Genomic DNA, 24,646 nt, shown 5'->3' with positions numbered 1-24,646 from the left:
GGAGGAGCGCGCCGCCGAGTGCCGTCATGCCGGTGGACGGAGCGACCGACGCGAAGGTCGAGCGTCCTCGTCGTGAACGCAGCCGGTTGCGCCGTGAACCGGGGACCACGGAGATCCTCCCGTCACTCGGGTACTTCGGCGGGATCGCCGCCAACTACCTGGCGGTGGCGGTGACGGGCGGGGTGCGTGAGATCGAGCTCTTCCTTCCGCGTCGCGAGGAGGGGCAGCTCGACCTTCGCGGGATCGAGCTGTACCGCGGGGGGCGGCGGATAGCTCTGGACGGCGACAGGGTCGACGTCACCCAGAGCTCCGACGCGACGAAAGACGACCGCTCGCCGTTCATGATGGGTGGCATCCGCACGAAGCGGGAGGTCGGACCCTGGTGGCGGATGTGGCTCGCGGAGACGTTGGACGTCGATGAGATCAGGGTCTACAACAGGTTGGACGGTTTCGGACGGCGCAACCGGCGGCTCACGGTGGCGTACGCGGCGGACGACGGCCGGTTCACGCCGGTCTCGACCGATTCGGATCGTGTGGTGCGCTCCACGCTCGACCTCCTGGCACGACTGACCGCGATCACCGTGACGGACGAGGACCTCGGCAGCGTGGAGCGGGCGCGCGCACTGCGGCGCGAGCTCCTCGCCCGCCTGGCCGACCGGGCGCGCGAAGGCCTGCTGACGGCCGACCCGACTGAGCAGCGTCTGGTGCTGTCAGCGATCCGTCTGGAGCCGGGGTCCGACGACGAGGAGCCGAGCGACGACGAATGGGCCCTGCTAGGCCACGCCCTCGCGGCCGAGCGGCATCGGGTACCCACCACGGCGACGTCGATCCGCACGTTCCACCTGCTCCTGCGGACGCGGGCCAGACTGGAAAGACTCGCGCGAGAGGCCAACGCGGCCGGAGAGGTCGTCGGTACTCCTCCGGCGGTGCTGTCGCGGCACGGCCTGGTCGACGACGGCGGACTTCGAGCACGGTCGGACGAGTACCTGGACACGATCGAACGTGCGTCCCGGCTTCTCGGCGACCTCGGGTACCCGACGATGCTCGCCTACGGCACACTGCTCGGAGCGGTCCGCGAGAAGGACTTCCTGGCTCACGACGACGACGTCGACCTGATGGTTCCGCTCGAAGCCATGGATCGTGACAGCGCGGAGCCGGTTCTCGGGGAGCTCCGCCTGGCCCTCCAGCAGAAGGGGTGGAAGGTCACCCGACCGAACTCGTACACCAACTTCCACCTGCACGACCCGTCGAACGGTCTGCACGTCGACGTCTTCCCGCTGTTCGTCGATGGTGAGCGCACCACGTTGCACATGGAGAAGATGAAGCTGCGGTCCATCGCGACGTCGATCGTCATGCCCCCTGCGCCCATCACCTTCAAGGGGCGTGAGCTGCTCGGCCCGGCGAAGCCGGAGGCATTCCTCGCCGAGCGCTATGGCGACGGGTGGTCCGTCTCGGACCCGTACTACGACTGGCCCTGGCGGCTGGACGGATGAGCTCGTAGGGAGCGCACCCGGTGCGGGACAGTGCCCGCACCGGGTGTCGGTCCGGGCAGCCGGCCTCGTCAGACGGTCTGCCGGTGCCGGATGACCTTGTCGGAGACGTCGAGGAACCGTTGCAACGATGCCCCTGGCGTCGTGTCACCGAAGTAGTGCTCGACGATCTGCTCGTAGCGGCCGCGGTCCTCGCCGTGCGCGACGTCGTCGATCACGGAGAGCACGGCCGCTGCCTCGTCGGCCCGGAAGGTGCGGATCTTTCCGGCGAGTCCGTCCCGGTCGACCTCGGTGTCGGGGGACGCGGGTTCGGTCAGCAGCAGGGGCTTGCCGGTGGCGAGGAAGTCGAAGGCAACGGCGGAGATGTCGGCGACGCAGACGTCGGACACCCCGAGCTGCCACCCGAAGACGGAGTCGGTGTCGACCAGGTGTCGTGCGGCAGGGTCGGCGGCGTTCGCCTTCTGGAGACGCTCGACGACCGCGCGGTGAGCGTCCCGGTAGGCAGGGTCGACGACGCCGGTGCGCGGGTGCGGCCGGTAGATGATCCGGTGCCGTCCGGTGGCGACGAGCGCGTCGATCATGGCGGGGGCGTGCGAGACGAGCGACGAGTAGCTCATCGACGGGCGGTCGCCCTCCCAGGTGGGCGCGTAGAGCACGACGCTGCGGTCGTCGTCAGGCAGGGACGGGCCGGCCGGCGGCACGTCGACCTGGGGCCGACCGATGCGCCGCAGGTGCTTGTCCCGGTCGAAGTCGACGAGACGGCGTCCGAGCCGCTCGTAGGCGGCCTGACCGGCGATGAACGTGTAGTCGTAGGCCTTGAGCTGGTTGGAGGCCATGTAGTCCTTGTCGGACTCACCGTGGCTGATGAAGATGTGCGCCGGGTCCCGGAATCGCATCATGCGGAAGTTCACGATGTTCTGGTTCACGTAGAAGACGGCACCGATGCGCTGCGTCTCGAGCCAGGACTCGGTCTCGGCGATAAACGGCTGGTAGATGACGGGTAGCGGGCACTCGTCCTTGAGCGCGACGGCGGTCGCGACGTTGCGCACGATCACGGCGACGGGGTGGGTCTCGGCGAGCTTGCGCATCGGCTCGTACCACTGCTGGATCTGGTACAGGTTCACCGGGGAGTCGGCGAAGAAGATCGCGGCCTCGAAGGTCTCCCTCGGAGCAGGGCGCGACGCCTCGTAGCTGCTCCACGCCCGGCGGTTGCGGCGCCGTATCACGGTTCTGGTGACGGCGGTGGCCAGCGCCTGGAGGTCTCTGATCAGGGACAAGGGTCGCTACCTTCTCGACGGGGTGGAGGTTCGGGACATCCTACGACGTCAGGACGCCGTCACCGCCCGGCGGCGTACCCCTGCTGCCCCCGCGGGTTCGCCGCCGCGCCGAGCACCCCGGTCGCCGGGTCGCGCGTCACGGCGGTGAGCCGTCCGAGCGCCCAGTCGCCGGCGAGGGTGAGCGCGTGGCCGCGTTCGGCGAGCCCGGCGAGCACGTCGGCGCCGAGCCGGTCCTCGACGACGGCGCCGCCGGGCACCCAGGTGCGCGGCCAGAACGACCCGACGGCCGAGGTGGTGTGCAGGGTGGGTGCGTCGATGGCCTGCTGCGGGGTCCACCCGCCGGCGAGGACGCGCAGCAGGAAGGGCAGCTGCCACTGGTCCTGCTGGTCGCCGCCCGGGGTGCCGCAGGCCAGCACGGGGACACCGTCCGCGAGCACCAGCGTGGGTGACAGCGTGGTGCGCGGTCGCACGCCGGGGGTCAGCGCGGACGGCGAGTCCGCGTCGAGCCAGGTCATCTGCAGGCGGGTGCCGAGGCAGAACCCGAGCCCGGGCACGGTGGGGGAGGACGTCAGCCAGCCGCCGGACGGCGTCGCGCTGAGCATGTTGCCCCAGCGGTCCACCACGTCGAGGTGGCAGGTGTCGCCCTTCACGGCGCCGCTCGAGGCGACGGTGGGTTCTCCGGTGTCCGACGACGTCGGTCCGGTCGTGCGCAGCGGCGGCAGCGGGGGAGCGGTGCGTCCGGGCACGACGCCGGGGCGCACCTCGTGCGAGGCGCGTTCGCCGATCAGGGCTCGGCGTCCGGCGGCGTGCTCCTCGGAGAGCAGGTCGCTCAACGGCACCTCGGCGTCCCCGTACCAGACGTCCCGGTCGGCGAGCGCCAGCTTGAGCGTCTCCAGCACGGTGTGCGCGCCGAGCTCGGTGGCGACGTCGAGCCGGTCGTCGTCGAACCCGTCGAGGATCCGCAGCGACTGCAGCAGCACGGGTCCCTGGGTCCACGCGCCGGGCTTGACGACGGTGCGGCCGCGGAACTGCGCCGTCGTCGGCTGCTCGTAGCTGGCGCGGAAGCTCTCGACGTCGGCGGCGGTGATCACGCCGGCGTGGTCGCGGCCGTCGGAGTGGCGGTGGGGGGTGCGGACGAACGGTTCGACGGCGGCGCCGACGCGGGTGCGCCAGGCGTCGCGCGCGGCGTCGACGGAGGCCGCGCGGTCGCCGGGTGAGGCGTCGGCGGCGTCGGCGAGCGCGTCGAGCAGGTCGGCGTACTCGGGGTTGGTGATCGTCTCGCCGGCCTGCGGTGGACGGCCGTGCGGCAGCCAGCGGGCCGCGGACGTCGGCCAGTGGCGGCCGAACAGGTCGGCGACGCGTTCGACGGCGGCGGCGACGGCGGGCAGCACGGGGTGGCCGTCACGAGCGTAGCCGACGGCGTAGGCGAGCACGTCGCGCACGGACCAGGTGCCGTGGTCGCGCAGCAGCAGCAGCCAGGCGTCGACGGCACCGGGGACGGCGGCCGCCAGGGCTCCGGAGCCGGGGACGAGCTCGAGGCCCTCGTGGTCGCGGTAGTGCTCGATGGTCGCGCCGGCGGGCGCCGGCCCCTGCCCCATGAGGACCTGCGGGGCGGCGGGTGCCTGCGCCGTCGCGAACAGGCCGACCAGGTCGCCGCCGGGGCCGTTGAGGTGCGGTTCGACGACGTGCAGCACGAACGCTGCGGCACAGCCGGCGTCGAACGCGTTGCCGTCGCGCTCCAGCACCGACTGGGCGGTCGCCGTGGCCAGCCAGTGGGTCGAGGCGGCCGTGCCGTGGGTGCCCTGCAGGTCGGGGCGGGTCAGGTGGGCCGGTGGTGCGGTGAACGTCATCGGGTGATCTCCCGTCCTCTCAGATGACCCAGCAGGGTGACGGCCAGGGTGATGGCGGCGCTCGCGGCGACGCCGAGCGCGAGGTGGGCCTGCAGGAGCAGCGCCCCGGCGCACGCGCCCGCGCCGAGCAGCCCGATGGCCGCGACCCGGCGCCACACGTGGCGGCCGTGCCCCCCGACCAGCCGCGAGTCCATCGCGAGGCCGGTGATGGCGCTGGTGACCACGACGGTGGTGATCTCCTTGACGGCCAGGTGGCGGGCGGCGGCGGCCTGCAGTCCCATGGCTGCGGCGAGCAGTCCGGTGACCGTGAGCTGCACGGCGTGCGGCATGTCGCCGTCGAACACCGTCAGCAGGATCGTCAGGGCCACCATGACCGCTGCGACCAGGCCGAAGCACGACGTCGTGCGCCACGACCAGCCGGCCTCCTGGCGGCGCAGGACGAACCCGCCGAACGCCGCGCCGGTCAAGAACGTCGCGAAGGCGAGCAACGGACCGACCACGGGCAGGTCGTCGGCGCCGGCCAGACCCATGCCGAGGATGACGACGTTCCCGGTCATGTTGCCGGTGAAGACGCGGTCCAGGCCGAGGTAGCCGACGGCGTCGGCGATCCCGGTGGAGAAGGTCAGGGCCAGCATGAGGCCGAGGTGGAGCTTGTCGCGAGGCACGGGGCAACCTTACGGGCCTCGCGCGAACCGGACCGAGATGTCCGGTCCGGCCGGTCCGTCGGCCGGTCTCGGCGTGGGGGATCTCGTGAGGATCCTCACGGCGCCGGGAAGGGACAAACATTCCCAATGGAGGCCTGGAAGGGCCGGAAAGTCACAGCCCAGTAACGAATCGGACCAGATCGTGACACAGATCATCGGTATTCATACATTGCGGGCGAAGTGCGCAGCCCGAGGTGTCCTAGTGTGAAGTCAGCGCAGAACGTCGTCCCCGGGGATCTCCCCGCGGTGCGGGTAGCCCCGCACGGTCACACGACACCTGACCGACGGCGAGTCACCGTCCCCGACCCGGGAGAATCGTGCCAGCCATCGAGGCAAGTGGCCTGACCAAGATCTTCGGCCGACGCCCCCAACGAGGCGTCCGCATGCTCAAGGAGGGAGCCGACCGCGCGGCGTTGCGCCGCGAAGGCCTGACGGCAGCGGTCATCGACGCCGCGTTCGACGTGGCGCCGGGAGAGATCTTCGTCGTCATGGGCCTGTCCGGCTCCGGCAAGTCGACCCTGATCCGCATGGTCAACGGTCTGCTCGAGCCGACCGACGGCACCATCTCCATCGACGGTCAGGACGTCACCCACCTGAGCAAGGCGGGCCTGCGCGAGGTCCGCCGGTCCAAGGTCTCCATGGTCTTCCAGCACTTCGCGCTGCTGCCGCACCGCACCGTGGGCGAGAACGCCGCCTACCCGCTGGCGCTGCGCGGCGTCAACAAGGCCGAGCGCGAGGCCAAGGCCGAGGAGGCCCTCGGCATGGTGGGCCTGGGCGGCTGGGGCGGCTCCATGCCCGACCAGCTCTCCGGCGGTATGCGCCAGCGCGTCGGGCTGGCCCGCGCGCTCGCCGCCGGCACCGACGTGATGCTCATGGACGAGGCGTTCAGCGCGCTCGACCCCCTGATCCGCAAGGAGATGCAGGACCAGCTCCTCGAGCTCCAGGCAGAGCTCGGCAAGACGATCCTGTTCATCACCCACGACCTCAACGAGGCCATGCGCCTCGGTGACCGCATCGCCATGATGCGCGACGGCCGCGTGGTGCAGGTGGGCACCTCGGAGGAGATCCTCAACGAGCCGGCCAACGACTACGTGGCGCAGTTCGTCGCGGACGTCGACCGCTCCCGCGTCCTGTCGGCGAGCGCCGTCATGGAGCGGCCCGTGGCCGTCGTCGGACCGGAGTCCGGCCCCAAGGCGGCGCACAAGCTGATGCGTGAGCACCAGGTCTCGTCCCTGCTGGTCATCGGCCGCAACCGCAAGGTCTCCGGCGCGGTGTTCGAGAACGACGTCGCCGACGCCGTGCGCCGCGGTGTCGACGTGCTCCCCGTGAGCGACGAGCCGGTGGCCCAGGTCGCCCCCGAGACGCCGCTCGCCGAGCTGTTCGCCGACGCCGCCGCGAGCCGCGCGCCGTTGGCCGTGGTGGGTGAGGACGGCCGCGTGCAGGGCGTCATCCCCCGGGTGACGCTGCTCAGCGCGCTGTCCGTCCCCACGACCGATGACGCCGACGGCACGACGGGCGAGGGCGACGGCCCCGCCGACGGCGAGCCCGTCCTCGACCCGGCAGGAGCGAAGTGATGTCCCTGAATCTCGCCGCAGACGAGACCTCGATCCCCAAGGTGCCGATCGGCGAGGCCGTCGACAGCGCCATCGACTGGATCAACGACAACCTCGAGTGGCTCCTGGACGCCATCACCGCGGTGATGTCCTTCCTCATCGACGGCCTGACCGAGGTGCTCCTGGCGCCGTCACCCTGGCTCCTGGTGGGTCTGTTCACGCTCCTGGCCCTGCTGGTGAGGTCGTGGGGTTCGGCGATCTTCACGTTCGTGGGTCTCCTGCTGATCGTGAGCATGGAGATGTGGGTACCGGCGATGGAGACCCTCAGCCTCGTGCTGGTCGCCACCGTCACCGCGGTGATCATCGCCGTACCCGTCGGCATCCTCGCCGCACGCAACGACACCGTCAGCGCGTTCATCCGCCCGGTGCTGGACTTCATGCAGACCATGCCGGCCTTCGTCTACCTGGTGCCGGTCGTGATCTTCTTCGGCATCGGCGTCGTGCCCGGCGTCTGCGCCACGATCGTCTTCGCCCTGCCGCCCGGCGTCCGGCTCACCGAGCTGGGTATCCGCCAGGTGGACAGCGAGACCGTCGAGGCCGGCGAGGCCTTCGGCGGCACGTCGTGGCAGATCCTGCGCGGTATCCAGCTCCCGCTGGGCCTGCCCACCATCATGGCGGGCGTCAACCAGGTCATCATGCTGGCCCTGTCGATGGCGGTCGTCGCGGGCATCGTGGGTGCCGGTGGTCTCGGTGGCGTGGTCGTCCAGTCGATCTCGACGCTCGACGTCCCGCAGGGTGTCGAGGGCGGCCTGTCCGTCGTCATCCTCGCCATCTTCCTCGACCGCATCACCGGTGCCATCGGCCAGCCCACCGGCCGTTCGTTGGTCGACGTCCTCAAGAGCCGCAAGGCTGCCGCCGCGGCGGTCTGACGCATCACCGCACCGTCCTGCCGGGCAGGACCCGACCTGTCCGGACCACACCGTCCCGGGACACCCGTCCCACCTCCGGGGCACCGTCCCCCGACACGGAAGGAACTCATCACATGAGCACCCATCGCAAGCATCTGCGGCGCCGTCAGGGCGTCGCCCTGGTCTCCGCCGCCGCCCTGGGTCTGACCCTGGCCGCGTGCAGCACCGACGACTCCGGCTCGGACGACGCCGGCTCGGAGGAGACCACCGAGTCCGAGGACATGGGCACCATCACCATGGGCTACATCCCGTCCTGGACCGACGGTCTGAGCACCGCCTACCTGCTGGACAACCTCCTGACCGAGGCCGGCTACACGGTGGAGCACGAGGAGATCTCCGAGGCGGGCCCGCTCTACACCGCGCTCGCCGAGGGTGACGTCGACATGTACCCGTCGGCATGGCCCGAGGTGACCCACGCTTCCTACATGGACGAGTACGGCGACTCGATCGAGGACATCGGCACCTACTACGGCAACGCCAAGCTGACGATGGCGGTGCCGGAGTACACCGACATCGACTCGATCGAGGACCTGGCCGACAACGCCGACATGTTCGGCGGCACCATCACCGGCATCGAGCCGGGCGCCGGTCTGACCGCCGCCGTCCAGGACAACGTCATCCCGACGTACGGCCTGGACGAGGCCGGCTTCGAGCTGCAGACCTCCTCCACCACCGCCATGCTCACCGAGCTGGAGCAGGCCACGGAGAACGAGGAGGACATCGTCGTCACGCTGTGGCGTCCGTTCTGGGCCAACGCGGCCTACCCGGTCAAGGACCTCGAGGACCCGGAGGGTGCGCTCGGCGAGGCCGAGGGTCTGCACTTCCTGGGCACCGAGGGCTTCTCCTCGGAGTACCCGGAGGCGGCCGAGATCATCGGTTCCATCGAGCTCGACGACACCCAGTACGGCGCGCTCGAGGACCTCGTGGTCAACGAGAACCCGGACGACCCGGCTGCGGGCGTCGAGGCCTGGCTCGAGGAGTACCCGGACGTCATCCCGATGCCGGAGAGCTGAGACGCCGACGCGTCGACCGGCCCTGCGAGGGCCGCACCGGAGCGCCCGTCCCGATCCGTTCGGGGCGGGCGCTCCGTCGTCGTGAGGCGTCGTCAGGGCTCAGCGCAGCTGCGGGTCGAGGAGCGGCGGTCCCGCGGTCGCGAGCGACGGGTGAGCGGCAGGATGAGAGCTGACCGTCGCCGGTGCGGGCGCCGGCCGTCCGGCGCGGCTACGGTCGAGGCGTGCCGTGACGGCCCGGCGCAGCCGGGTGCCGAGGGGTCGCTCGACGGCGTAGTGGATGACGGCGGCGAGGAGCACCGAGACGAGCACGGCGGCAGCGAACGTCGTCCAGGTCCCGACGCCCCGGACCGTGAGCCACTCGGTGACGGCCCAGCCGAACTGCGTGTGCACCAGGTACAGGGGGTACGTCAGGCCCCCGGCGAGCACGCAGACGGCCCCGAGGGTCGGGGACCGGAAGCCCGCCCACGGCCGCGTCGCCAGCCACACCGCACCGACGGTGGCGAGGAAGACGACGACGGACACGCCCGGGTCGACGTCGACGCCCTGCAGCGCGGTGGCGCGCCCCGCGGCCTCCATCACCTGGTAGGAGCCCCAGGCCAGCAGGACGCCCAGGGTGGTCGCCACGGTCGCCGTCCCGAGGCGCCCGCCGTCGTCCGACGACTCCCGGCGGGCGGAGAGGTCCTGCCAGAGCAAGAACAGCACCATCCCGATGCTCAGGTAGACGGCGTGCCGGACCACGAGGTGCTCGGCCAGGTCGGGGTAGCCGAAGCCGCGCACCAGCAGCGCGACGGCGGGCCACCCGACGGCCAGGCCCAGCACCCGCGCGCGGGTCAGGGGACCGAACAGCATGGCGACGCCGACCAGCACGTAGAACTTCAGCTCGACCAGCAGCGTCCAGTACACGACCTGGGACAGCTCGGCGCCCAGCAGCGCCGGTGCCATGGTGAGGTTGGCGAGCGTCTCACCGAAGGTCAGGTGCCGCCCGCCCGCCCAGAACGCCTGCAGCACGGCGGTGACGACGATGCATGCCCAGAACGCCGGGTACAGGCGTCCGGCGCGGGAGCCGGCGAACTGGGCCACGCTGCGACCCTGGCTGCTCCACAGGATCGCGAACCCGCTCATCACGAAGAACATCTCGACGGCGAGCCAGCCGTAGCGCGTCAGGTGGCTGATGCCCTCGAAGAGCACGGTGACGTCGGCGTCCCAGTAGCGCGACGCGCTCGGCGTGGCCGTGAAGTGGTAGACGACCACGGCGGCGGCGGAGCCGAAGCGCAGCACGTCCAGCAGGTGCATGCGCGTCGGCGTCGGTGTCGTCGAATCCATGGGACGACACTAGATCACATTTTGGTAACAGTCTCGATCGAGGTGCCGACCGGGCAGGACGCGATGCCGCGACGAGTGCCTACGCGGTACCCGCCAGGCCCGCCTTGATCTGCGTGGTCGAGATCTCGGGGGTGCGCTCGAGGTAGACGACCTCGCAGTGCTCCTTGAGCTCGTCGAACTTGCCGGTCCAGTCGTCGCCGATGACGAAGGTGTCCACGTGGTACATGCGGATGTCGTCGGCCTTCTGCTCCCAGGTGCGCTCCGGGATGACCAGGTCGACGTGCCGGATCGCCTCGAGCATGCGGCGGCGCTCCTCGAACGTGAAGTAGGACTTCTTGCCCTTGCCGGCGTTGAACTCGTCGGTCGACAGGGCCACGATGAGGTAGTCGCCCAGCGCGCGGGCGCGCCTCAGCAGCTCGATGTGCCCGTAGTGCAGCAGGTCGTACGTCCCGTAGGTGATGACTCGCTTCATTCCTCGCCCCTCGTGGAAATCCTGGCGACACGCCTCGTTCGCCCGCAGTTCATCCTACGCACCCGTGCTGCAGTCCTCGGGCGACCCTCGAGCTGCCGGCGTGCGCCGTAGGCTGGGACCCAGCGCCGACGGGAGCCCCCAGCGCGCGACACGACCCCACGACGTCCCAGGAGGGCACCCATGACCGCGACCGCTGCGGCCAGCACCCAGTCCGCGCCCGGCTTCGACGAGGTCCCGGGCCGCTACAAGGTCCGCGACCTCTCCCTCGCCGAGGCCGGCCGGCACCAGATCCGCCTCGCCGAGCACGAGATGCCCGGCCTCATGGCCCTGCGCGCCGAGTACGGCGAGGCCAAGCCCCTCACCGGGGCCCGCATCGCGGGATCCCTGCACATGACCGTCCAGACCGCCGTCCTCATCGAGACCCTCACGGCGCTGGGCGCCGAGGTCCGCTGGGCGAGCTGCAACATCTTCAGCACGCAGGACGAGGCCGCGGCCGCCGTCGTCGTCGGCCCGGACGGCACCCCCGACGACCCGCGGGGCGTGCCCGTCTTCGCCTGGAAGGGCGAGACGCTGCCCGAGTACTGGGACTGCACCGAGCAGATCCTCGTGTGGCCGCACGGGGAGGGCGCCAACCTCATCCTCGACGACGGCGGCGACGCCACCCTGCTGGTCCACCTCGGCCTGCAGTACGAGCGCGTGGGCGCGGTGCCGCCGGACACGCTGCCCGGCGAGCCCGACCACACCGAGGAGATGAACGTGGTGCGCGGCGTGCTGCGTCGCGCCCTGGCCACCGACCCGCTGCGGTGGACCGGCGTCGCCGAGCAGATCGGCGGCGTCACCGAGGAGACCACCACCGGTGTGCACCGGCTGTACCACCTGGCCGAGGCCGGCGAGCTGCTCTTCCCGGCCATCAACGTCAACGACTCGGTGACCAAGTCCAAGTTCGACAACAAGTACGGCATCCGGCACTCCCTGCCGGACGGCATCAACCGTGCGACCGACATCCTCATCGGCGGCAAGGTCGCGTTCGTGGCCGGCTACGGCGACGTCGGCAAGGGCGCCGCCGAGGCGTTCCGGGGCCAGGGCGCCCGCGTGATCGTCTCCGAGGTCGACCCGATCTGCGCGCTGCAGGCCGCCATGGACGGCTTCCAGGTCGCCCGCATCGAGGACGTGCTCGGCGAGGCCGACTTCTTCATCACCACCACGGGCAACTTCGGCGTCATCACCGCCGAGCACATGACCGCCATGAAGGACAAGGCCGTGGTGGGCAACATCGGCCACTTCGACAACGAGATCGACATGGCCGGGCTGGCGCAGGTGCCCGGCGTCGTCAAGACCGAGATCAAGCCGCAGGTGCACGAGTGGACCCTGCCGGCCGCGGGCGACCGCGCCGAGCGGTCCATCATCGTGCTGTCCGAAGGCCGCCTGCTCAACCTCGGCAACGCGACCGGGCACCCGTCTTTCGTCATGTCGAACTCGTTCGCCAACCAGGTCATCGGCCAGCTCGAGCTGTTCGCCGACATGGCCCGCCCGGCCGAGGAGCAGCAGTACTCCCGCCAGGTCTACCGGCTGCCCAAGGTGCTCGACGAGAAGGTCGCGCGGCTGCACCTCGACGCCCTCGGCGTCCGCCTCACCGAGCTGTCGACGGCGCAGGCCGACTACCTCGGGGTGCCGGTCGAGGGTCCGTACAAGCCGGAGCACTACCGGTACTGACCGGCGGCCGACCGGCGCGCGGGGGCCTCACTCGGACGTCGGTGAGGCCCCCGCGCAGTGCTCGTTCGTGTAGTCGTTGAGCGCGGTGGTCGCCGCGGTGAACTCCTCACCGCCCATCGCGGCCGTCGCCTCGCTCATGGCCTGCTGGTCCACGTTCTCCGGGTCGGCGAGCGCCTCGCTCGCCGTGTCGGTGAAGGTCCGGAACGCCGAGGACACCACTGCGTAGTCGTCGGCGATCTCCTCCGGTGCCTCGATGGACTCGATCTCGGCGGTGATCTGTTCCAGGGAGGAGGTGGCTGCCTCGGGGTCGGAGTAGTCGACCTCGCCGAGCTCGGTGGTCAGGTCCTCCAGGGCGTCGAACGAGTCGCAGAACGCCTGCGCCTCGGCGTCGTCGGCGCCGCCGGAGCAGGCCGCCAGGCCGAGGGCGAGCAGGAGTGTCGTGGCCGCGGCGCCGGCCCGGGGGAGTGTCGATCGCATCCGGTGACCCTACCGCTCAGTCGCGCGGGTCGGGCACGCCGTACGGCAGGCGGTGCAGCGCCGCGGCCTGGGCCGCGGCACGCTCCCGATCGACGGTGCCGCGTGCCAGCTCCCGCTCGCGCCGCTCGTGCAGCACGGCGTGCAGGAACGTCTCGGCTGAGGTGCCCGGCGGCGGGCCGGGGGCCACGAAGGCCTCGACGCGTCCGGCCAGCTCGTCGGTGAGCTGCGCGCGGGACGACGGCGCCAGCCGCGGTGCGCGGTCCAGCACCTGGCGCACCTGCAGCGCCAGGCCGTCCGGCAGGCGGCGGATGTCGGCGCTCGCCGCCCAGCCGGCGAGCCCGGGAGCCATGACCAGGGGCTGCTCCCACCCGCGCACCCCGCGCACCCGGACCGCGTAGGTCCCGGCGAGCAGGTCACCCAGGCGCTTGCCCCGGGCGTTGGACAGCGAGGCGATGACGGCCACGGAGCCGAGCGTGAACCAGATCTCGAAGACGCCGACCAGGGCGCGCACCAGGGCGTGCCGGAACCGGACAGGACCGCCGTCGTCGCGCACCACCCGCAGGCCGGCGGCGAGCTTGCCGAGCGACCTGCCCCGCGTGAGCGTCTCGACCGTGACCGGTACGAGCACCAGCAGCAGCACCATCAGGCTCACCGTGGCGGTGGTCTGCCACTGCGTGCCGGCGTCGAGGAGGCTGCCGCTGACCACCATCAGCGCCACGATCCCGACCAGCACGGTGACGATCACGTCGAGCAGCGCGCCGAGCCCCCGGGTGGCGAAGGATGCCGGGCGGGCGTCGAGCAGCACGCCTTCGCCGATGAGGATGCCGTCCTGCTCCACCGTGCCTCCGTCCCCGCGGTCCGTCGGGGCGGGCGCCCGACGTCGTCCCGGCGCGTCCCGGCGCCGGCCACCTGTGGCAGGGTATCGGTCGTGGACCTCGACGCCTTCACCGCCGTGCACGGCCCGGAGTGGCGACGCCTGGACGAGCTGACGCGCCGCCGTCGCCTCGACGGCGCGGAGGCCGACGAGATCGTGCGGCTCTACCAGGCCGTGGCCACGCACCTGTCCACCGTGCGGTCGGCCGCACCGGACCCGGCCACGGTCAGCCGCCTGTCGGACCTGCTGGGCAGGGCCAGGACCCGGATCTCGGGGGCGCACGAGCCCGCCTGGAGCGACGTGGTCCGCTTCGCCGTCGTCTCGGTGCCGGCCGCGCTGTACCGCATCCGCTGGTGGACCGTGTGGGTCACGGTCGCGTTCCTGGCGGTGGCGCTGCTCGCCGGGTTCCGCGTGGCGCTCGACCCGGACGCGCTGGCCTCGATGGGCACGCCCGCGGAACAGGAGCAGTACGTCTCGGAGGCGTTCGCGTCCTACTACGACCCGCAGCTGTCGTTCGCGGCGATGGTCTGGACCAACAACGCATGGATCTGCGCCCAGCTCGTCGCGTTCGGGGTGACCGGGCTGTGGCCGGTCTACGTGCTGCTGCTCAACGCGGTCAACGTCGGCGCGGCGGGCGGACTGATGGCCGAGCACGGCGAGCTCGGCCTGTTCCTGCAGCTCATCGCGCCGCACGGGCTGCTGGAGCTGACGTGCATCTTCGTCGCGGGGGCGGCGGGCCTGCGGCTGTTCTGGGCCTGGGTCGCGCCGGGACCGCGGCGTCGCGCCGTCGCGCTGGCGGCGGAGGGTCGGGCGCTGGTGACGGTCGCAGTGGGGCTGACCGGCGCGCTGGCGCTGTCGGGTCTCGTGGAGGGTTTCGTCACGGGGTCCGGGCTGGCCTGGTGGCTGAAGATCGCCATCGGCGCCGTGGCGCTGGGCGCGTTCCTGGCGTACGCGCTGGTGCTCGGTCGCCGGGCGGTGCGGGCCGGGGAGACCGGCGACCTCGACGCGGACCGGGCCGGGGCGGTCCTGCCGACCGCCGGCTGACGTCTACTGTGGGCGCACTTGTTGTGGCCGCAAAAGGCGCTGGAAAGGGCATTTCGGGCCACGGAGTGCGCCCACAGCGTTGGCGGGCGGGTCAGAGGCGGCCGGCCGCCTTGAGCGCCAGGTAGGCGTCGGCCAGCCGCGGCGCGAGCTCCGCCGGCAGCGCCTCGACCACCTCGGCGCCGTGCCGGCGCAGCACCGCGGCGACGGCCGAGCGCTCCAGGTCAGCCCGCGACGCCGCCGCGGCGTCGTAGACCGCCTCGACGTCGTCGCGGCCGGTGCGCATCGCCGCCACCTCGCCGTCCTGGACCGCCGCGACCACGACCTGGTGCGTCCCGGTCAGGTGGCCGAGCACCGGCAGCAGCCCCGACTCGACGGCGGCCGGGTCGAGCGACGTCAGCAGCACCACGAGCGAGCGCTGCGAGACCCGGGCGCGCACCTGACCCACCAGGCCGGTCCAGTCCGTCTCGCGCAGCGCCGGCTCCACGGCGGCGAGCGCGTCGGCGGCGGCCGGCAGCAGCCGGGTGCCGGACGCGCCGGCGACCCGGGCCCGCAGCGCCCGGTCGTAGGCGAGCACCTGGACCCGGTCACCGGCGCGGTCGGCCAGCGCGGCGAGCAGCAGGGCCGCCTCGATGCCGGCCTCGAGCCGCGTCCCGCCGGTGTTCAGCGACCCGTCGTCGACGGCGGAGATGCGGGCGGCCGCCGTGCGCCCGGTATCGAGCACGACGACGACCCGCCGGTCGCGCTCGGGCCGCCAGGTGCGCACGACGACGTCACCGCCGCGCGCGGTGGCGCGCCAGTCGATGGAGCGCACGTCGTCCCCGACGACGTACTCGCGCAGGGAGTCGAACTCGGTGCCCTCGCCGCGCACCTGCACGGCCGCGCGGCCGTCCATCTCGCGCAGCCGCGCCAACCGGCTCGGCAGGTGGCGCCGCGAGGCGAACTCCGGCAGCACCCGGATCCGGCCGCCCACGGGCAGCGAGGCCTGCCGACCCGCGACCCCGCAGGGCCCGTAGGTGCGCACGGTGACCGGACCGGCCCGGCGCTCGCCGCGACGGGTCGCGAGCAGGGGGGTGCGCAGCCGCGCCGACTCCCCGGGCCGCAGGTCGACGCGGTGCCGGGCCGTGCGGGTCACGGCGGCGGGATCGGTGTGCGGCCTCAGGGAGTCGCCGTCGCGGTCGGCGGCCAGCGACGGCGGCCACGCGTCCCGCACCAGGGCGCGCAGGCGCCGTCGTCCCGGGTGGGACACGACCAGCTCCGAGTCGACGGGCGTGCCGAGCCGCACCGCGGCGGGCACGGTGCGCCGCACGGCGACCCGGCGCGGCGGCACCGCGAGCGCCACGTCCAGCGCGCACACCAGCACGACCACGCCGGCCCACACGACGACGGTTCCGGCGACCGGCCACAGCACCAGCGGCACCACGCCGAGGGCCGCGAGGGCGACGGCACGACGGGTCAGGACCATGTCAGCGCGGCACCGGGACGGCCGACAGGACGGTGCCGAGCACCGTCTCGGCGGTCACGCCCTCCAGCTCGGCCTCGGGGCGCAGGGCCACGCGGTGCCGCAGGGTCGGGTGCGCGAGCGCCTTGACGTCGTCGGGCGTGACGTACATGCGGCCGGTCAGCCAGGCCCAGGCGCGGGAGGCGGCGAGCAGCGCCGTGGCGCCGCGGGGGGACACGCCGAGCTGCAGCGACGGCGACTGCCGGGTGGCGCGGCACACGTCGACGGCGTACCCGAGCACCTCGGGCGCCACCTCGACGCGGCGGACCTCGGCCCGCGCGGCGGCGAGCGTGCCGGCGTCGGCCACGGCCTGCACGCCTGCGGCGGTCAGGTCGCGCGGGTCGAACCCGGCGGCGTGCCGGGCCAGCACCTCGATCTCGGTGTCCCGCTCCGGCAGGGGGAGCAGCACCTTGAGCAGGAACCGGTCGAGCTGGGCCTCGGGCAGCGGGTAGGTGCCCTCGTGCTCGACGGGGTTCTGCGTGGCCACCACGACGAACGGCTCGGGCAGCGGCCGCGGCTGGCCGTCGACGGAGACCTGGCGCTCCTCCATGGACTCCAGCAGGGACGCCTGGGTCTTCGGAGGGGTGCGGTTGATCTCGTCGGCGAGCAGCAGGTTGGTGAACACCGGGCCCTCGCGGAAGGAGAACTGCGCGGTGCGCGCGTCGTAGACGAGCGAGCCGGTGACGTCGCCGGGCATCAGGTCGGGGGTGAACTGCACCCGCTTGAAGTCCAGGTCCAGCGAGGCGGCCAGGGAGCGGACCAGCAGGGTCTTGGCGACGCCGGGCACGCCCTCGAGCAGCACGTGCCCGGAGCACAGCAGCGCGATGAGCAGGCTGGTGACGGCCGAGTCCTGCCCGACGACGGCGCGGCCCACCTCCGTGCGCACCCCGGCGAGCGCCTGCCGCAGCTCCAGGGAGGGCCGGGGCGGCTCGGCGACGGCCTCGGCCTCGGGCCGGTGCTCGGGTTCCGGGGCCGGCGCCGGTTCCTGCGGCACGGGCGGGTTCTCGTCGGGGTGGGTCACGGTCGGTGAACCTCGCTCTCCAGGGTGTCGAGCCGGCGGGCGAGCTCCTGCAGCTCGGCGTCGTCGGCGGGTGGTGGTCCGTACAGCAGTGCCCCGACGTCGTCGGGGTGGCGACCGCTCGCCCGCACGACGGCGTCCACGACGTCCGGCGCGCCGGCCGCGCGGGGCAGGCCGAGCCGGTGGGCGATCCGGTCGGCGGTGGCGGCGCGCAGCGCGGCGGCGGCGTGCCCGCGTGCCCGCGAGCGCCGGTACAGGCGGGCGCGTCCGCGGGTGGACTCGGCGGCGGGCACGACGACGGGCAGGTCCTCGGCGACGAGCCGGCCGAGGCGCCGGCCGCGCCACAGCACGGTGGCGAGTGCGACGAGCGCGGCCCAGGCGAGGGCGGCGCCGAACCAGTCGGGCAGCACGCCGGCGGGGTCGGGCTCGACGCCGCTGCGGCCGCCGTCGGGTGCGGCGGTGAGGTCGGTCGGGTCCTGGACGAGCCAGACGAGGCGCTCGTGGGCGCCGAGCAGGTGCAGGGCGAGGGCGGCGTTGCCCTCGTCGGCGACGGTGTCGTTGCGCAGCAGGCTCGGGTCGTGCACGGCGGTGACCTGGCGCCCGTCCTGCTCGACGGCGGCCAGCGCGGCGGCGTCGCCGGAGGGCCAGCAGGTGGTGACCGCGTCGCCGACGGCGACGAGCCCGGCCTCCAGGACCAGCGGTCCCGCGGCGACGGCGGCGGGCAGCTCGCACCCGGGCGGGCGGGCCTCGGGCGGGGTCCCGATCAGGGGGTCGGTCTCGACCTGTGCGCCGGTGGCGGCGGTCAGCAGGGTCCGCCCGGCGCCGGCGAGCACGAGGTCCGCGTCGGTGCCGGCGAGCGCGTCGGCCTGCTCGGGCAGCAGGAACGGTGACGGGGTGACGAGCAGCGTGCTGTCGGGGCCGGCCGCGGCGAGGGCGTCGGCGACGCGGGTGACGTGGGTGATGGTGACGCCCTGCTGCTCGAGGACCCGCGCCACGGCCTGGGATCCGTTGGGGCGCGTGTTGCCGGGGTCGAGGTCGGCGGTGGAGCCGGGGGAGCGGGTCACGAGCAGGACGGCGACGACGAGCAGCAGCGACGCCGCTGCGACGAGCACCCAGCGGGCGCGGTGCCGGCGCAGGCGCCGTCGTGACGCCGTGGTGGCGTCGGTGGCCGGGTCGGACGTCCAGGTGACGGTGGCGGTCATGGCGCGGCCACCGCCGGGCGGGCGGCGGAGACCCGGTGCTCGAGGTCGCGCAGCGTCGCGTCGTCGGCCGGACCGGCGGGCAGGTGGCCGTAGCAGACGTCGTCGAACACGGTGGCGGCGTCGTGCAGGTCGCGGGCCAGGTCGGGCAGGCGGGCGGCGGCGTCGTCGGCGGCCTCCCGGGCGGTGCGGCCGGGTCGTTCGTCGAGGACGGCGCGCTCCTCGAGCCCGCGGACGGTGGCCCGGAACCGTTCCAGCACGGCCAGGGACCAGTCGCCCCGTGCGGCGGCGTCGTCGGCGGCGGCGGTCAGCTGCGCCGCGGTGCGGACGTCGTCGCCGTGCACGACGGCGGAGGCCGGCCGGGTGCGGCGGCGCAGGCGGGCGGGCCCGGCCACCCACCAGGCGACGGCGACCACGAGGCCCAGGACCAGGGCGACGACGACGGCGAGGCGCCCGGGGGACACCGCCACGGCCTCGAGGCCCTCGAAGAGGCCGGTGAACCACTCGACGAACCGGGACAGCAGGGTCTGGTCGGTGGAGTACTCGGGGCGGGACAGCTCCTCGAGCAGCCACCGGCGCGCCGTCGGCCGGTCCGGGTCGACGGGCACCGCGGCGGCGAGCGGTGCCGTCAGGAGCCCGACCGCGCCGGTCGCCGGGGTCACCACTGGGCGCCGGGCCCAGTCGTCGGGGGCGGGGTCGGGCCGTCGGAGGCACCCGGGGCGGGTTCCTGGGCGGCGCGGGCGGCGGCCTCGGCGAGCCGGACGTCCAGACCCTCGCGGCGCATGCGCACGTCGGTGTAGACGAGCGCGACGACGCCGGAGGTGAAGACCAGCAGCACCACGGAGGCGATGACCGAGGCGACCACGGACACCACGACCGTGCCCCAGAGGCCGCCGGTCTGCTCGTCGACGGCGAACCCGACCAGGGCCAGCGGGTAGCCGACGACCTGCCCGGCCAGGCTCGCGATGACGTTCGCCAGCAGCACGGTGCCGAGGATGCGCCAGTAGTTCTGGCGGGTCAGGCGCCAGGCCCGGGCGACGGTGGCGAGGAGCGGCCGGCCCTCGAGCACGAGGGCGGGCACCACCAGCAGGAACCGCACCCACAGCCACAGTACGAGCGCGACGCACGCGAGGCCGGCCACCAGCGCGACCAGGACGGCGAGGCCGATCGAGCCCGACGCCGCGGCGGCGAACCCGGCCAGGAGCGCGACCGTGAACGTCAGGGCGAAGACGCCGACGGTGACCGCCAGCGTGCGCACCACCATCCAGCCGACCAGGGTGGCGAGGCGGGGCCGGACCCGCGCCCAGACCTGGCCCGGGGCGAGCTTGCGGCCGATCACCGACTGGCTGACCGAGGCGGTGATGAGGCCCTCGGCGATCGGCTGGGCGATGAGGAAGGTCAGCGTGAGCGCTCCCGAGAGCGCCAGGAGCTCGGCGAACAGCGGGACCTCCGCCTCCAGCGGCGCGAGGTCGGGCTGGCGGGCCACGGCGTCGCTGAGCGCACCGGTCAGGAACGGCACCGCGACCCGGGACAGCAGCGTCGCCAGCACGGTCGCGACGGCGACGACGACGGAGACCATGCCGAGCAGCACGGCCGGGTTGTGCCGCACCGCGCCGAACGCGCCGTCGTAGACCTCCCCGAGGCTCAGCGGCCGCAGCGGGACGATCCCGGGCCTGGTGGCGGCGGGGCCGTACGGGTTCGGCGCCCCGGCGGGCTGCTGCCCGGGGGTGCCGCCGTCGGGCGCCTGGCCGTACCTGCCCTGCCCGTACTGCCCGGCACCGTACTGACCAGGGCCGTACTGCCCGTAGGCAGGCGGGCGCGGGGCCTCTCCCCACCCGGACGGGGAGGACGGCTGGTCGGGCGTGCTCATGCGGCCTCCTGGGGCGCGGCGCGGCGGACGGGTGACCGCCACGACCCTATAGCCTCGGCGCCCCCGCGGGCGCGTCCTCCACGTCCCGGCGCCGGTGCTGGCAGACTGTGGCCATGAAGTCCCGTGTGCTCGTGGTCGACGACGACACTGCCCTGGCCGAGATGATCGGCATCGTCCTGGAGTCGGAGGGGTTCGAGCCGACGTTCTGCGCGAACGGGGACGAGGCCGTCGGGCTGTTCCGGTCGGTCCAGCCCGACCTCGTGCTCCTCGACCTGATGCTGCCCGGCAAGGACGGCATCGAGATCGCCCGGGAGATCCGCGGCGAGTCGGGCGTGCCCATCATCATGCTCACGGCCAAGACGGACACCGTCGACGTGGTGCTCGGCCTGGAGTCCGGTGCCGACGACTACGTGACCAAGCCCTTCAAGCCCAAGGAGCTCGTCGCCCGGGTCCGCGCCCGCCTGCGCCGCTCGGACGAGCCCGGGCCGGAGCGGCTGCGCATCGGCGACCTGGAGATCGACGTCACCGGGCACGCCGTGCTGCGCGACGGCGAGCGGATCGGCCTGACGCCGCTCGAGTTCGACCTGCTCGTCGAGCTCGCCCGCAAGCCGTGGCAGGTGTTCACGCGCGAGGTCCTGCTGGAGAAGGTGTGGGGCTACCGGCACAGCGCCGACACGCGCCTCGTCAACGTCCACGTGCAGCGCCTGCGCTCGAAGATCGAGAAGGACCCGGAGAACCCCGAGGTCGTCCAGACGGTGCGCGGCGTCGGATACAAGGCCGGTGCCGCCCGCTGAGGTGCGTGCGGCGGACGCGGGGCGCCGGACCCGGTCCGGTGCACCGGCCTCGGGCGGACAGCGGCCCCTGGCCGCCGGCGTGCGTGCGCTGGTCCGTCGCTGGCGCTCCTCCATGCAGGTGCGCGTCGTCGCCTCGGCGCTCGCGCTCGGGGTGATCGTCGTCGCCGTCCTCGGCGTCTACCTGTCCTACTCCGTGCGCGACGGGCTGTTCGAGCAGCGCGTCGACCAGATCGAGGCCGAGAACGTCGCGCTGGTGGAGGAGGCGCAGTCGCGGTTCAGCGCCTCGACCGCCACGACCATCGGCGAGCAGCAGTCCCTCCTCGGGGACGTCATCCTCGGGCTCAGCGCCGCCGGGTCGAGCGCGCAGGACTACTTCCTGCGCCAGGCGCCCGGGCAGGGGCTGCCCCTGGTCGACCCCTCCTCGCGTCAGGACCTGTCGGTCGACGACCTGGTCAGCGACGAGCTGCGGGAGGCCACCCTCGCCACCGACGGCCACGTCATGCAGTCCGTGCTCATCCCCGCCGAGTACTCCGGGACCGGCCAGGCCGAGCCGGGCCTCGTCTTCGGTGCCACGGTCGAGCTGGCCTCGGCCGGCGTCTTCGAGCTGTACGCCCTGTACTCCCTCGCCTCCCAGGAGGAGACCCTGCGGTTCGTCCAGCGCACCCTCGCGGTCGGGGCGGTGGTGATCCTGGCGATGATCGGGCTGCTCACCTGGACCGTGACCCGCCAGACCGTCGTGCCCGTGCGGCGCGCGGCGACGGCGGCCGCCCGGCTCGGCGAGGGCCATCTGGACGTCCGCGTGCCCGGCTCGAAGGGCCAGGACGAGATGGCCACCCTGGCGCGCACGTTCAACGAGATGGCGGCGAGCCTGGAGGACCAGATCGCCCGCATGGAGGAGCTGTCGGCCTCGCAGCGCCGGTTCGTCTCCGACGTGTCCCACGAGCTGCGCACCCCCCTGACGACGGTGCGCATGGCCGGCGAGGTCATCTACGGCGCCCGCGACGACCTGGAACCCGCGGCCCGGCGGTCCGCCGAGCTGCTGCAGAACCAGCTCGACCGGTTCGAGGACCTGCTGACCGACCTGCTGGAGATCAGCCGGTTCGACGCCGGGGCCGCGGTGCTGGACGTGGAGCACCGCGACGTGCGCGACGTGGTCACCGCCGTCGTCGACACCGCCGGCCCGCTGGCCGAGCGCAAGGACGTCTTCCTCTCGGTGGACATGCCCGGCGAGGCGGTCCGCGCCGACATCGACCCGCGGCGCGTCGAACGCATCCTGCGCAACCTCGTCGTCAACGCGATCGAGCACGCCGAGGGCAAGCCCGTGGAGGTCACCGTCGGCGCCGACGACGAGGCGGTCGCCGTCGTCGTGCGCGACCACGGGGTGGGGCTGACCCCCGACGAGCTCAACCGTGTCTTCGACCGCTTCTGGCGGGCCGACCCGGCCCGCGCCCGCACCACCGGGGGCACGGGGCTGGGCCTGGCGATCTCCCTCGAGGACGCCCGCCTGCACGCCGGCACCCTGCAGGTCTGGGGCGTCCGCGGGCAGGGCGCCAGCTTCCGGCTGACCCTGCCGCGGCGCGCCGGCATCCGCCTGACCGGCTCGCCCCTGCCGATCGAGGGGCCGTCACGGCAGCACGGCCGGCACGTGCCGACCGGGCAGATCCCGGTGGTCAACCCGGTCACCGGTCCGACGCCGACGGCCATCCCGGACCTGCCACCCGCCGAGGAGGACGCCCGATGACCACCCAGGCCCCGCCCCGCCGGTCCCGGCGCGGCACCGCCGTCGCCGTCGTGCTCGCCGCCGCCCTGGCGCTGGTGGGCTGCGCCTCCATGCCCACCTCCGGCGGCGTCGTCGAGGGCACGGCCGAGGTGGCCGCCCCGGGCGAGGTCGGGTTCGACGTGCAGGGGCCCGCCAGCGGGGCGGACCCGATGCAGCTCGTCCAGGGATTCGTCAACGTCGCCCAGCTCGGCCCGGCCTCGACGAGCACGTTCAACGTGGCCCGCGAGTACGTCACGCCGGCGGCCTGGAACGCCTGGGACCGGGCCTCGCGGGTGCTGGTGCTGTCGGAGTACCCCGAGTGGGAGGTCGCCGCGTACGAGGAGGACGCGACCACCACGACGGTCAGCGGCGAGGCGATGGTGGTGGCCACGCTCGACGAGGCGGGGGTGTACTCCGAGCTGCCGGAACCCAGCCCGGTCGACGTGTCCTACGAGCTGTCCCGGGACGGCGGCGAGTGGCGCATGAGCGGCCTGGACGACGGCCTGCTCGTGCTCCAGACCCTGTTCGGGTACGCCTTCCACCGCACCACGCTGTACTACCCCACGCCCGACCGGCGCTGGTGGGTCCCGGACGTGCGCTGGTACCCGGAGCAGGCGTGGCGCACCACCGCCAGCCAGCAGATCCTGGCCGGGCCGCCCCCGCCGCTGGTGCAGTCCGCGATCTCCGTCGTGCCCGAGGGCACGGCGCTCGCGATCGACGCCGTGACCGTGGACGACGAGGGCGTCATCGACGTGTCGGTGACCTCCGCGATCACCAGCGCCCCGGCCGACGACCGGGCCCTCCTGGTCGCCCAGCTCGAGGAGACGTTGCGCGAGGGCGAGGGGCGCAGCGTCGAGCTCTCCGAGGGCAGCAGCCCGCTGGCGGTCGAGGCCGCCACCGAGACGCCGTCGCACCCGGTCACGCTGGGTGACGCGGTGGCGGTGCTGGAGGGCGACGACGGCGAGCCCGCCCTGCGCCGGGTGGTGGGCACCGAGCTGACCGACCTCGAGCAGCCCGTCCGGCTGGGCGACCTGACGCCGACGGGCGTGGGCGTCGGACCCGACGACGGTCCCGTCGTCGTGCGCGCCGGCGACGACCGGTTGTTCCGGCTCTCCGCGGACGCCCCGCCCGCCCTGCTGCTGCGGGGCGACGACCTGCTGGCGCCGTCGGTGGACCGGTTCGGCACCGTGTGGACGGCGGTGGACGGCCGAACGTGGGTCGCGCTGGAGTCGGGGGAGTCGTTCGCGCTCGACGTCGAGTGGCTCGCCGACGCGCAGGTCCGGTCGTTGCGGGTGTCGCCCGAGGGGGCGCGGATCGCGGTGGTCGCCGACGGCGCCGACGGCCCGGAGGTGTGGGTGGCCGCCGTGGAGCGGGACGCCGACGACGTCCCCACCGGGCTGTCCGTCCCGGTCCGGGTCGGCGCTCCCGTCCCGTCGGTCGCCGCCGTCGACTGGTACGAGGAGACCACGCTGGTGCTGCTGGGCCGCAACCCCGACGGGACGCGGTCGCCCTACCTGGCCGGGATCGGCGGTCTCGCCGGGTCGGCCGGCGGGGCGTCGCGGGCGCTGGTGACGCCGTCGGGCCCGCAGGCGCTCGCCTCGGGCGTGGGCGCGAGCCCGCTGCTCGTCCTCGACTCGGGCGGGGTGCTGTCCGTGCGGCAGAGCTCCGCGCTGTGGCCGTCGGTGGCGACCGGGGTGCGGGCCGCGGCCTACCCCGGCTGAGGCGGCCCGCCCACCCCCGGTGTGCGGCC

The 24,646-nt window shown here is 73.5% G+C and carries 21 protein-coding genes; 9 read left to right on the top strand and 12 right to left on the bottom strand.

What is annotated here, in order from left to right:
* The first annotated feature begins 26 nt into the window (after nucleotides 1–26).
* Entirely contained in the window at nucleotides 27–1,493 is a 1,467-nt protein-coding gene (locus tag HDG68_RS00850) for a LicD family protein (protein WP_172148370.1), read from the top strand.
* 68 nt (nucleotides 1,494–1,561) lie between these two features.
* Here the strand turns inward: HDG68_RS00850 and HDG68_RS00845 are convergent, their stop codons facing one another.
* Genes HDG68_RS00845 through HDG68_RS00835 form a run of 3 tightly spaced genes read right to left on the bottom strand, consistent with a single transcriptional unit; the run spans nucleotide 1,562 to nucleotide 5,282 of the window.
* Nucleotides 1,562–2,767 carry a CDP-glycerol glycerophosphotransferase family protein gene (locus HDG68_RS00845; protein ID WP_246253414.1) on the bottom strand — a complete coding sequence of 402 codons (1,206 nt, stop codon included), beginning with the start codon at nucleotides 2,765–2,767 and terminating at the stop codon, nucleotides 1,562–1,564.
* Between the two features lie 59 nt (nucleotides 2,768–2,826).
* Nucleotides 2,827–4,617: a gamma-glutamyltransferase family protein gene (locus HDG68_RS00840; RefSeq protein ID WP_172148369.1), complete on the bottom strand. Its 1,791-nt coding sequence runs from the start codon at nucleotides 4,615–4,617 to the stop codon at nucleotides 2,827–2,829.
* Nucleotides 4,614–5,282 carry a YoaK family protein gene (locus HDG68_RS00835; protein WP_343037349.1) on the bottom strand — a complete coding sequence of 223 codons (669 nt, stop codon included), beginning with the start codon at nucleotides 5,280–5,282 and terminating at the stop codon, nucleotides 4,614–4,616. The genes HDG68_RS00840 and HDG68_RS00835 overlap by 4 nt, the downstream gene beginning before the upstream one ends.
* A 356-nt stretch (nucleotides 5,283–5,638) precedes the next feature.
* Here HDG68_RS00835 and HDG68_RS00830 point away from each other — a divergent pair, with 356 nt between their 5' ends.
* From HDG68_RS00830 to HDG68_RS00820, 3 genes are all read left to right on the top strand, one after another.
* The gene (locus HDG68_RS00830) at nucleotides 5,639–6,895 is read left to right on the top strand and encodes a quaternary amine ABC transporter ATP-binding protein (protein ID WP_343037348.1); all 1,257 of its coding nucleotides are present in this window, start codon (nucleotides 5,639–5,641) and stop codon (nucleotides 6,893–6,895) included.
* Nucleotides 6,895–7,803 (top strand): ABC transporter permease, encoded by a 909-nt coding sequence (locus HDG68_RS00825; protein ID WP_172148368.1) that lies wholly within the window; start codon nucleotides 6,895–6,897, stop codon nucleotides 7,801–7,803. The genes HDG68_RS00830 and HDG68_RS00825 overlap by 1 nt, the downstream gene beginning before the upstream one ends.
* A 113-nt stretch (nucleotides 7,804–7,916) precedes the next feature.
* Nucleotides 7,917–8,855 (top strand): glycine betaine ABC transporter substrate-binding protein, encoded by a 939-nt coding sequence (locus HDG68_RS00820; protein ID WP_172148367.1) that lies wholly within the window; start codon nucleotides 7,917–7,919, stop codon nucleotides 8,853–8,855.
* A gap of 99 nt (nucleotides 8,856–8,954) precedes the next feature.
* Here the strand turns inward: HDG68_RS00820 and HDG68_RS00815 are convergent, their stop codons facing one another.
* Nucleotides 8,955–10,178, bottom strand: a complete 1,224-nt coding sequence (locus HDG68_RS00815) for an acyltransferase family protein (protein ID WP_172148366.1) — start codon at nucleotides 10,176–10,178, stop codon at nucleotides 8,955–8,957.
* 79 nt (nucleotides 10,179–10,257) lie between these two features.
* Entirely contained in the window at nucleotides 10,258–10,650 is a 393-nt protein-coding gene (gene tagD / locus HDG68_RS00810; RefSeq protein ID WP_172148365.1) for a glycerol-3-phosphate cytidylyltransferase, read from the bottom strand.
* Between the two features lie 180 nt (nucleotides 10,651–10,830).
* Here tagD and ahcY point away from each other — a divergent pair, with 180 nt between their 5' ends.
* A complete protein-coding gene (ahcY, locus tag HDG68_RS00805; protein ID WP_172148363.1) occupies nucleotides 10,831–12,363 on the top strand; it encodes an adenosylhomocysteinase in 1,533 nt (510 codons plus the stop codon).
* 27 nt (nucleotides 12,364–12,390) lie between these two features.
* Here ahcY and HDG68_RS00800 read toward each other — a convergent pair whose 3' ends face one another.
* Both HDG68_RS00800 and HDG68_RS00795 read right to left on the bottom strand, forming a co-directional pair.
* Complete coding sequence (locus HDG68_RS00800) at nucleotides 12,391–12,840, bottom strand: hypothetical protein (protein WP_172148361.1); 450 nt, start codon at nucleotides 12,838–12,840, stop codon at nucleotides 12,391–12,393.
* Between the two features lie 16 nt (nucleotides 12,841–12,856).
* On the bottom strand, nucleotides 12,857–13,678 hold the full coding sequence (locus HDG68_RS00795; RefSeq protein ID WP_172148359.1) for an RDD family protein: 822 nt from the start codon (nucleotides 13,676–13,678) through the stop codon (nucleotides 12,857–12,859).
* 90 nt (nucleotides 13,679–13,768) lie between these two features.
* Here HDG68_RS00795 and HDG68_RS00790 point away from each other — a divergent pair, with 90 nt between their 5' ends.
* Nucleotides 13,769–14,758, top strand: a complete 990-nt coding sequence (locus HDG68_RS00790) for a stage II sporulation protein M (RefSeq protein ID WP_172148357.1) — start codon at nucleotides 13,769–13,771, stop codon at nucleotides 14,756–14,758.
* A 91-nt stretch (nucleotides 14,759–14,849) separates the two neighbouring features.
* Here HDG68_RS00790 and HDG68_RS00785 read toward each other — a convergent pair whose 3' ends face one another.
* From HDG68_RS00785 to HDG68_RS00765, 5 genes are read right to left on the bottom strand one after another with little or no spacing between them, the layout of a single operon-like run.
* Nucleotides 14,850–16,220 (bottom strand): DUF58 domain-containing protein, encoded by a 1,371-nt coding sequence (locus HDG68_RS00785; protein ID WP_172148356.1) that lies wholly within the window; start codon nucleotides 16,218–16,220, stop codon nucleotides 14,850–14,852.
* A gap of 1 nt (nucleotide 16,221) precedes the next feature.
* Nucleotides 16,222–17,277: an AAA family ATPase gene (locus HDG68_RS00780; RefSeq protein WP_343037347.1), complete on the bottom strand. Its 1,056-nt coding sequence runs from the start codon at nucleotides 17,275–17,277 to the stop codon at nucleotides 16,222–16,224.
* Nucleotides 17,274–18,476, bottom strand: coding sequence for a DUF4350 domain-containing protein (locus HDG68_RS00775; protein ID WP_172148354.1), 1,203 nt, complete (start codon nucleotides 18,474–18,476; stop codon nucleotides 17,274–17,276). Before HDG68_RS00775 ends, HDG68_RS00780 begins: the two co-directional genes overlap by 4 nt.
* Nucleotides 18,473–19,135, bottom strand: a complete 663-nt coding sequence (locus HDG68_RS00770) for a DUF4129 domain-containing protein (protein WP_246253544.1) — start codon at nucleotides 19,133–19,135, stop codon at nucleotides 18,473–18,475. The genes HDG68_RS00775 and HDG68_RS00770 overlap by 4 nt, the downstream gene beginning before the upstream one ends.
* Nucleotides 19,132–20,343 (bottom strand): glycerophosphoryl diester phosphodiesterase membrane domain-containing protein, encoded by a 1,212-nt coding sequence (locus HDG68_RS00765; RefSeq protein WP_172148352.1) that lies wholly within the window; start codon nucleotides 20,341–20,343, stop codon nucleotides 19,132–19,134. The genes HDG68_RS00770 and HDG68_RS00765 overlap by 4 nt, the downstream gene beginning before the upstream one ends.
* A gap of 113 nt (nucleotides 20,344–20,456) precedes the next feature.
* Here HDG68_RS00765 and mtrA point away from each other — a divergent pair, with 113 nt between their 5' ends.
* The 3 genes from mtrA to HDG68_RS00750 are packed head-to-tail and all read left to right on the top strand — an operon-like array spanning nucleotide 20,457 to nucleotide 24,617.
* Entirely contained in the window at nucleotides 20,457–21,137 is a 681-nt protein-coding gene (gene mtrA, locus HDG68_RS00760; protein WP_172148350.1) for an MtrAB system response regulator MtrA, read from the top strand.
* Nucleotides 21,124–22,878 carry an MtrAB system histidine kinase MtrB gene (mtrB, locus tag HDG68_RS00755; protein ID WP_343037346.1) on the top strand — a complete coding sequence of 585 codons (1,755 nt, stop codon included), beginning with the start codon at nucleotides 21,124–21,126 and terminating at the stop codon, nucleotides 22,876–22,878. The genes mtrA and mtrB overlap by 14 nt, the downstream gene beginning before the upstream one ends.
* Complete coding sequence (locus HDG68_RS00750) at nucleotides 22,875–24,617, top strand: LpqB family beta-propeller domain-containing protein (protein ID WP_172148348.1); 1,743 nt, start codon at nucleotides 22,875–22,877, stop codon at nucleotides 24,615–24,617. Before mtrB ends, HDG68_RS00750 begins: the two co-directional genes overlap by 4 nt.
* Nucleotides 24,618–24,646: the final 29 nt, after the last annotated feature.

It is taken from the genome of Isoptericola chiayiensis, assembly GCF_013149805.1.
Taxonomy (GTDB): Bacteria; Actinomycetota; Actinomycetes; order Actinomycetales; family Cellulomonadaceae; genus Isoptericola; species Isoptericola chiayiensis.
Note: the sequence above shows the minus strand (reverse complement) of the source record. Positions and strands in the feature narration are given on the sequence as shown.

What these genes read in the sequence shown, in the direction of transcription:
- mtrA (WP_172148350.1), top strand. Translation starts at nt 20,457, where the DNA reads ATGAAGTCCCGTGTGCTCGTGGTCGACGACGACACTGCCCTGGCCGAG.
- HDG68_RS00750 (WP_172148348.1), top strand. Translation starts at nt 22,875, where the DNA reads ATGACCACCCAGGCCCCGCCCCGCCGGTCCCGGCGCGGCACCGCCGTC.
- HDG68_RS00825 (WP_172148368.1), top strand. Translation starts at nt 6,895, where the DNA reads ATGTCCCTGAATCTCGCCGCAGACGAGACCTCGATCCCCAAGGTGCCG.
- HDG68_RS00840 (WP_172148369.1), bottom strand. Translation starts at nt 4,617, where the DNA reads ATGACGTTCACCGCACCACCGGCCCACCTGACCCGCCCCGACCTGCAG.
- HDG68_RS00775 (WP_172148354.1), bottom strand. Translation starts at nt 18,476, where the DNA reads ATGACCGCCACCGTCACCTGGACGTCCGACCCGGCCACCGACGCCACC.
- HDG68_RS00820 (WP_172148367.1), top strand. Translation starts at nt 7,917, where the DNA reads ATGAGCACCCATCGCAAGCATCTGCGGCGCCGTCAGGGCGTCGCCCTG.
- HDG68_RS00815 (WP_172148366.1), bottom strand. Translation starts at nt 10,178, where the DNA reads ATGGATTCGACGACACCGACGCCGACGCGCATGCACCTGCTGGACGTG.
- HDG68_RS00800 (WP_172148361.1), bottom strand. Translation starts at nt 12,840, where the DNA reads ATGCGATCGACACTCCCCCGGGCCGGCGCCGCGGCCACGACACTCCTG.
- tagD (WP_172148365.1), bottom strand. Translation starts at nt 10,650, where the DNA reads ATGAAGCGAGTCATCACCTACGGGACGTACGACCTGCTGCACTACGGG.
- HDG68_RS00850 (WP_172148370.1), top strand. Translation starts at nt 27, where the DNA reads ATGCCGGTGGACGGAGCGACCGACGCGAAGGTCGAGCGTCCTCGTCGT.
- HDG68_RS00785 (WP_172148356.1), bottom strand. Translation starts at nt 16,220, where the DNA reads ATGGTCCTGACCCGTCGTGCCGTCGCCCTCGCGGCCCTCGGCGTGGTG.
- HDG68_RS00765 (WP_172148352.1), bottom strand. Translation starts at nt 20,343, where the DNA reads ATGAGCACGCCCGACCAGCCGTCCTCCCCGTCCGGGTGGGGAGAGGCC.
- ahcY (WP_172148363.1), top strand. Translation starts at nt 10,831, where the DNA reads ATGACCGCGACCGCTGCGGCCAGCACCCAGTCCGCGCCCGGCTTCGAC.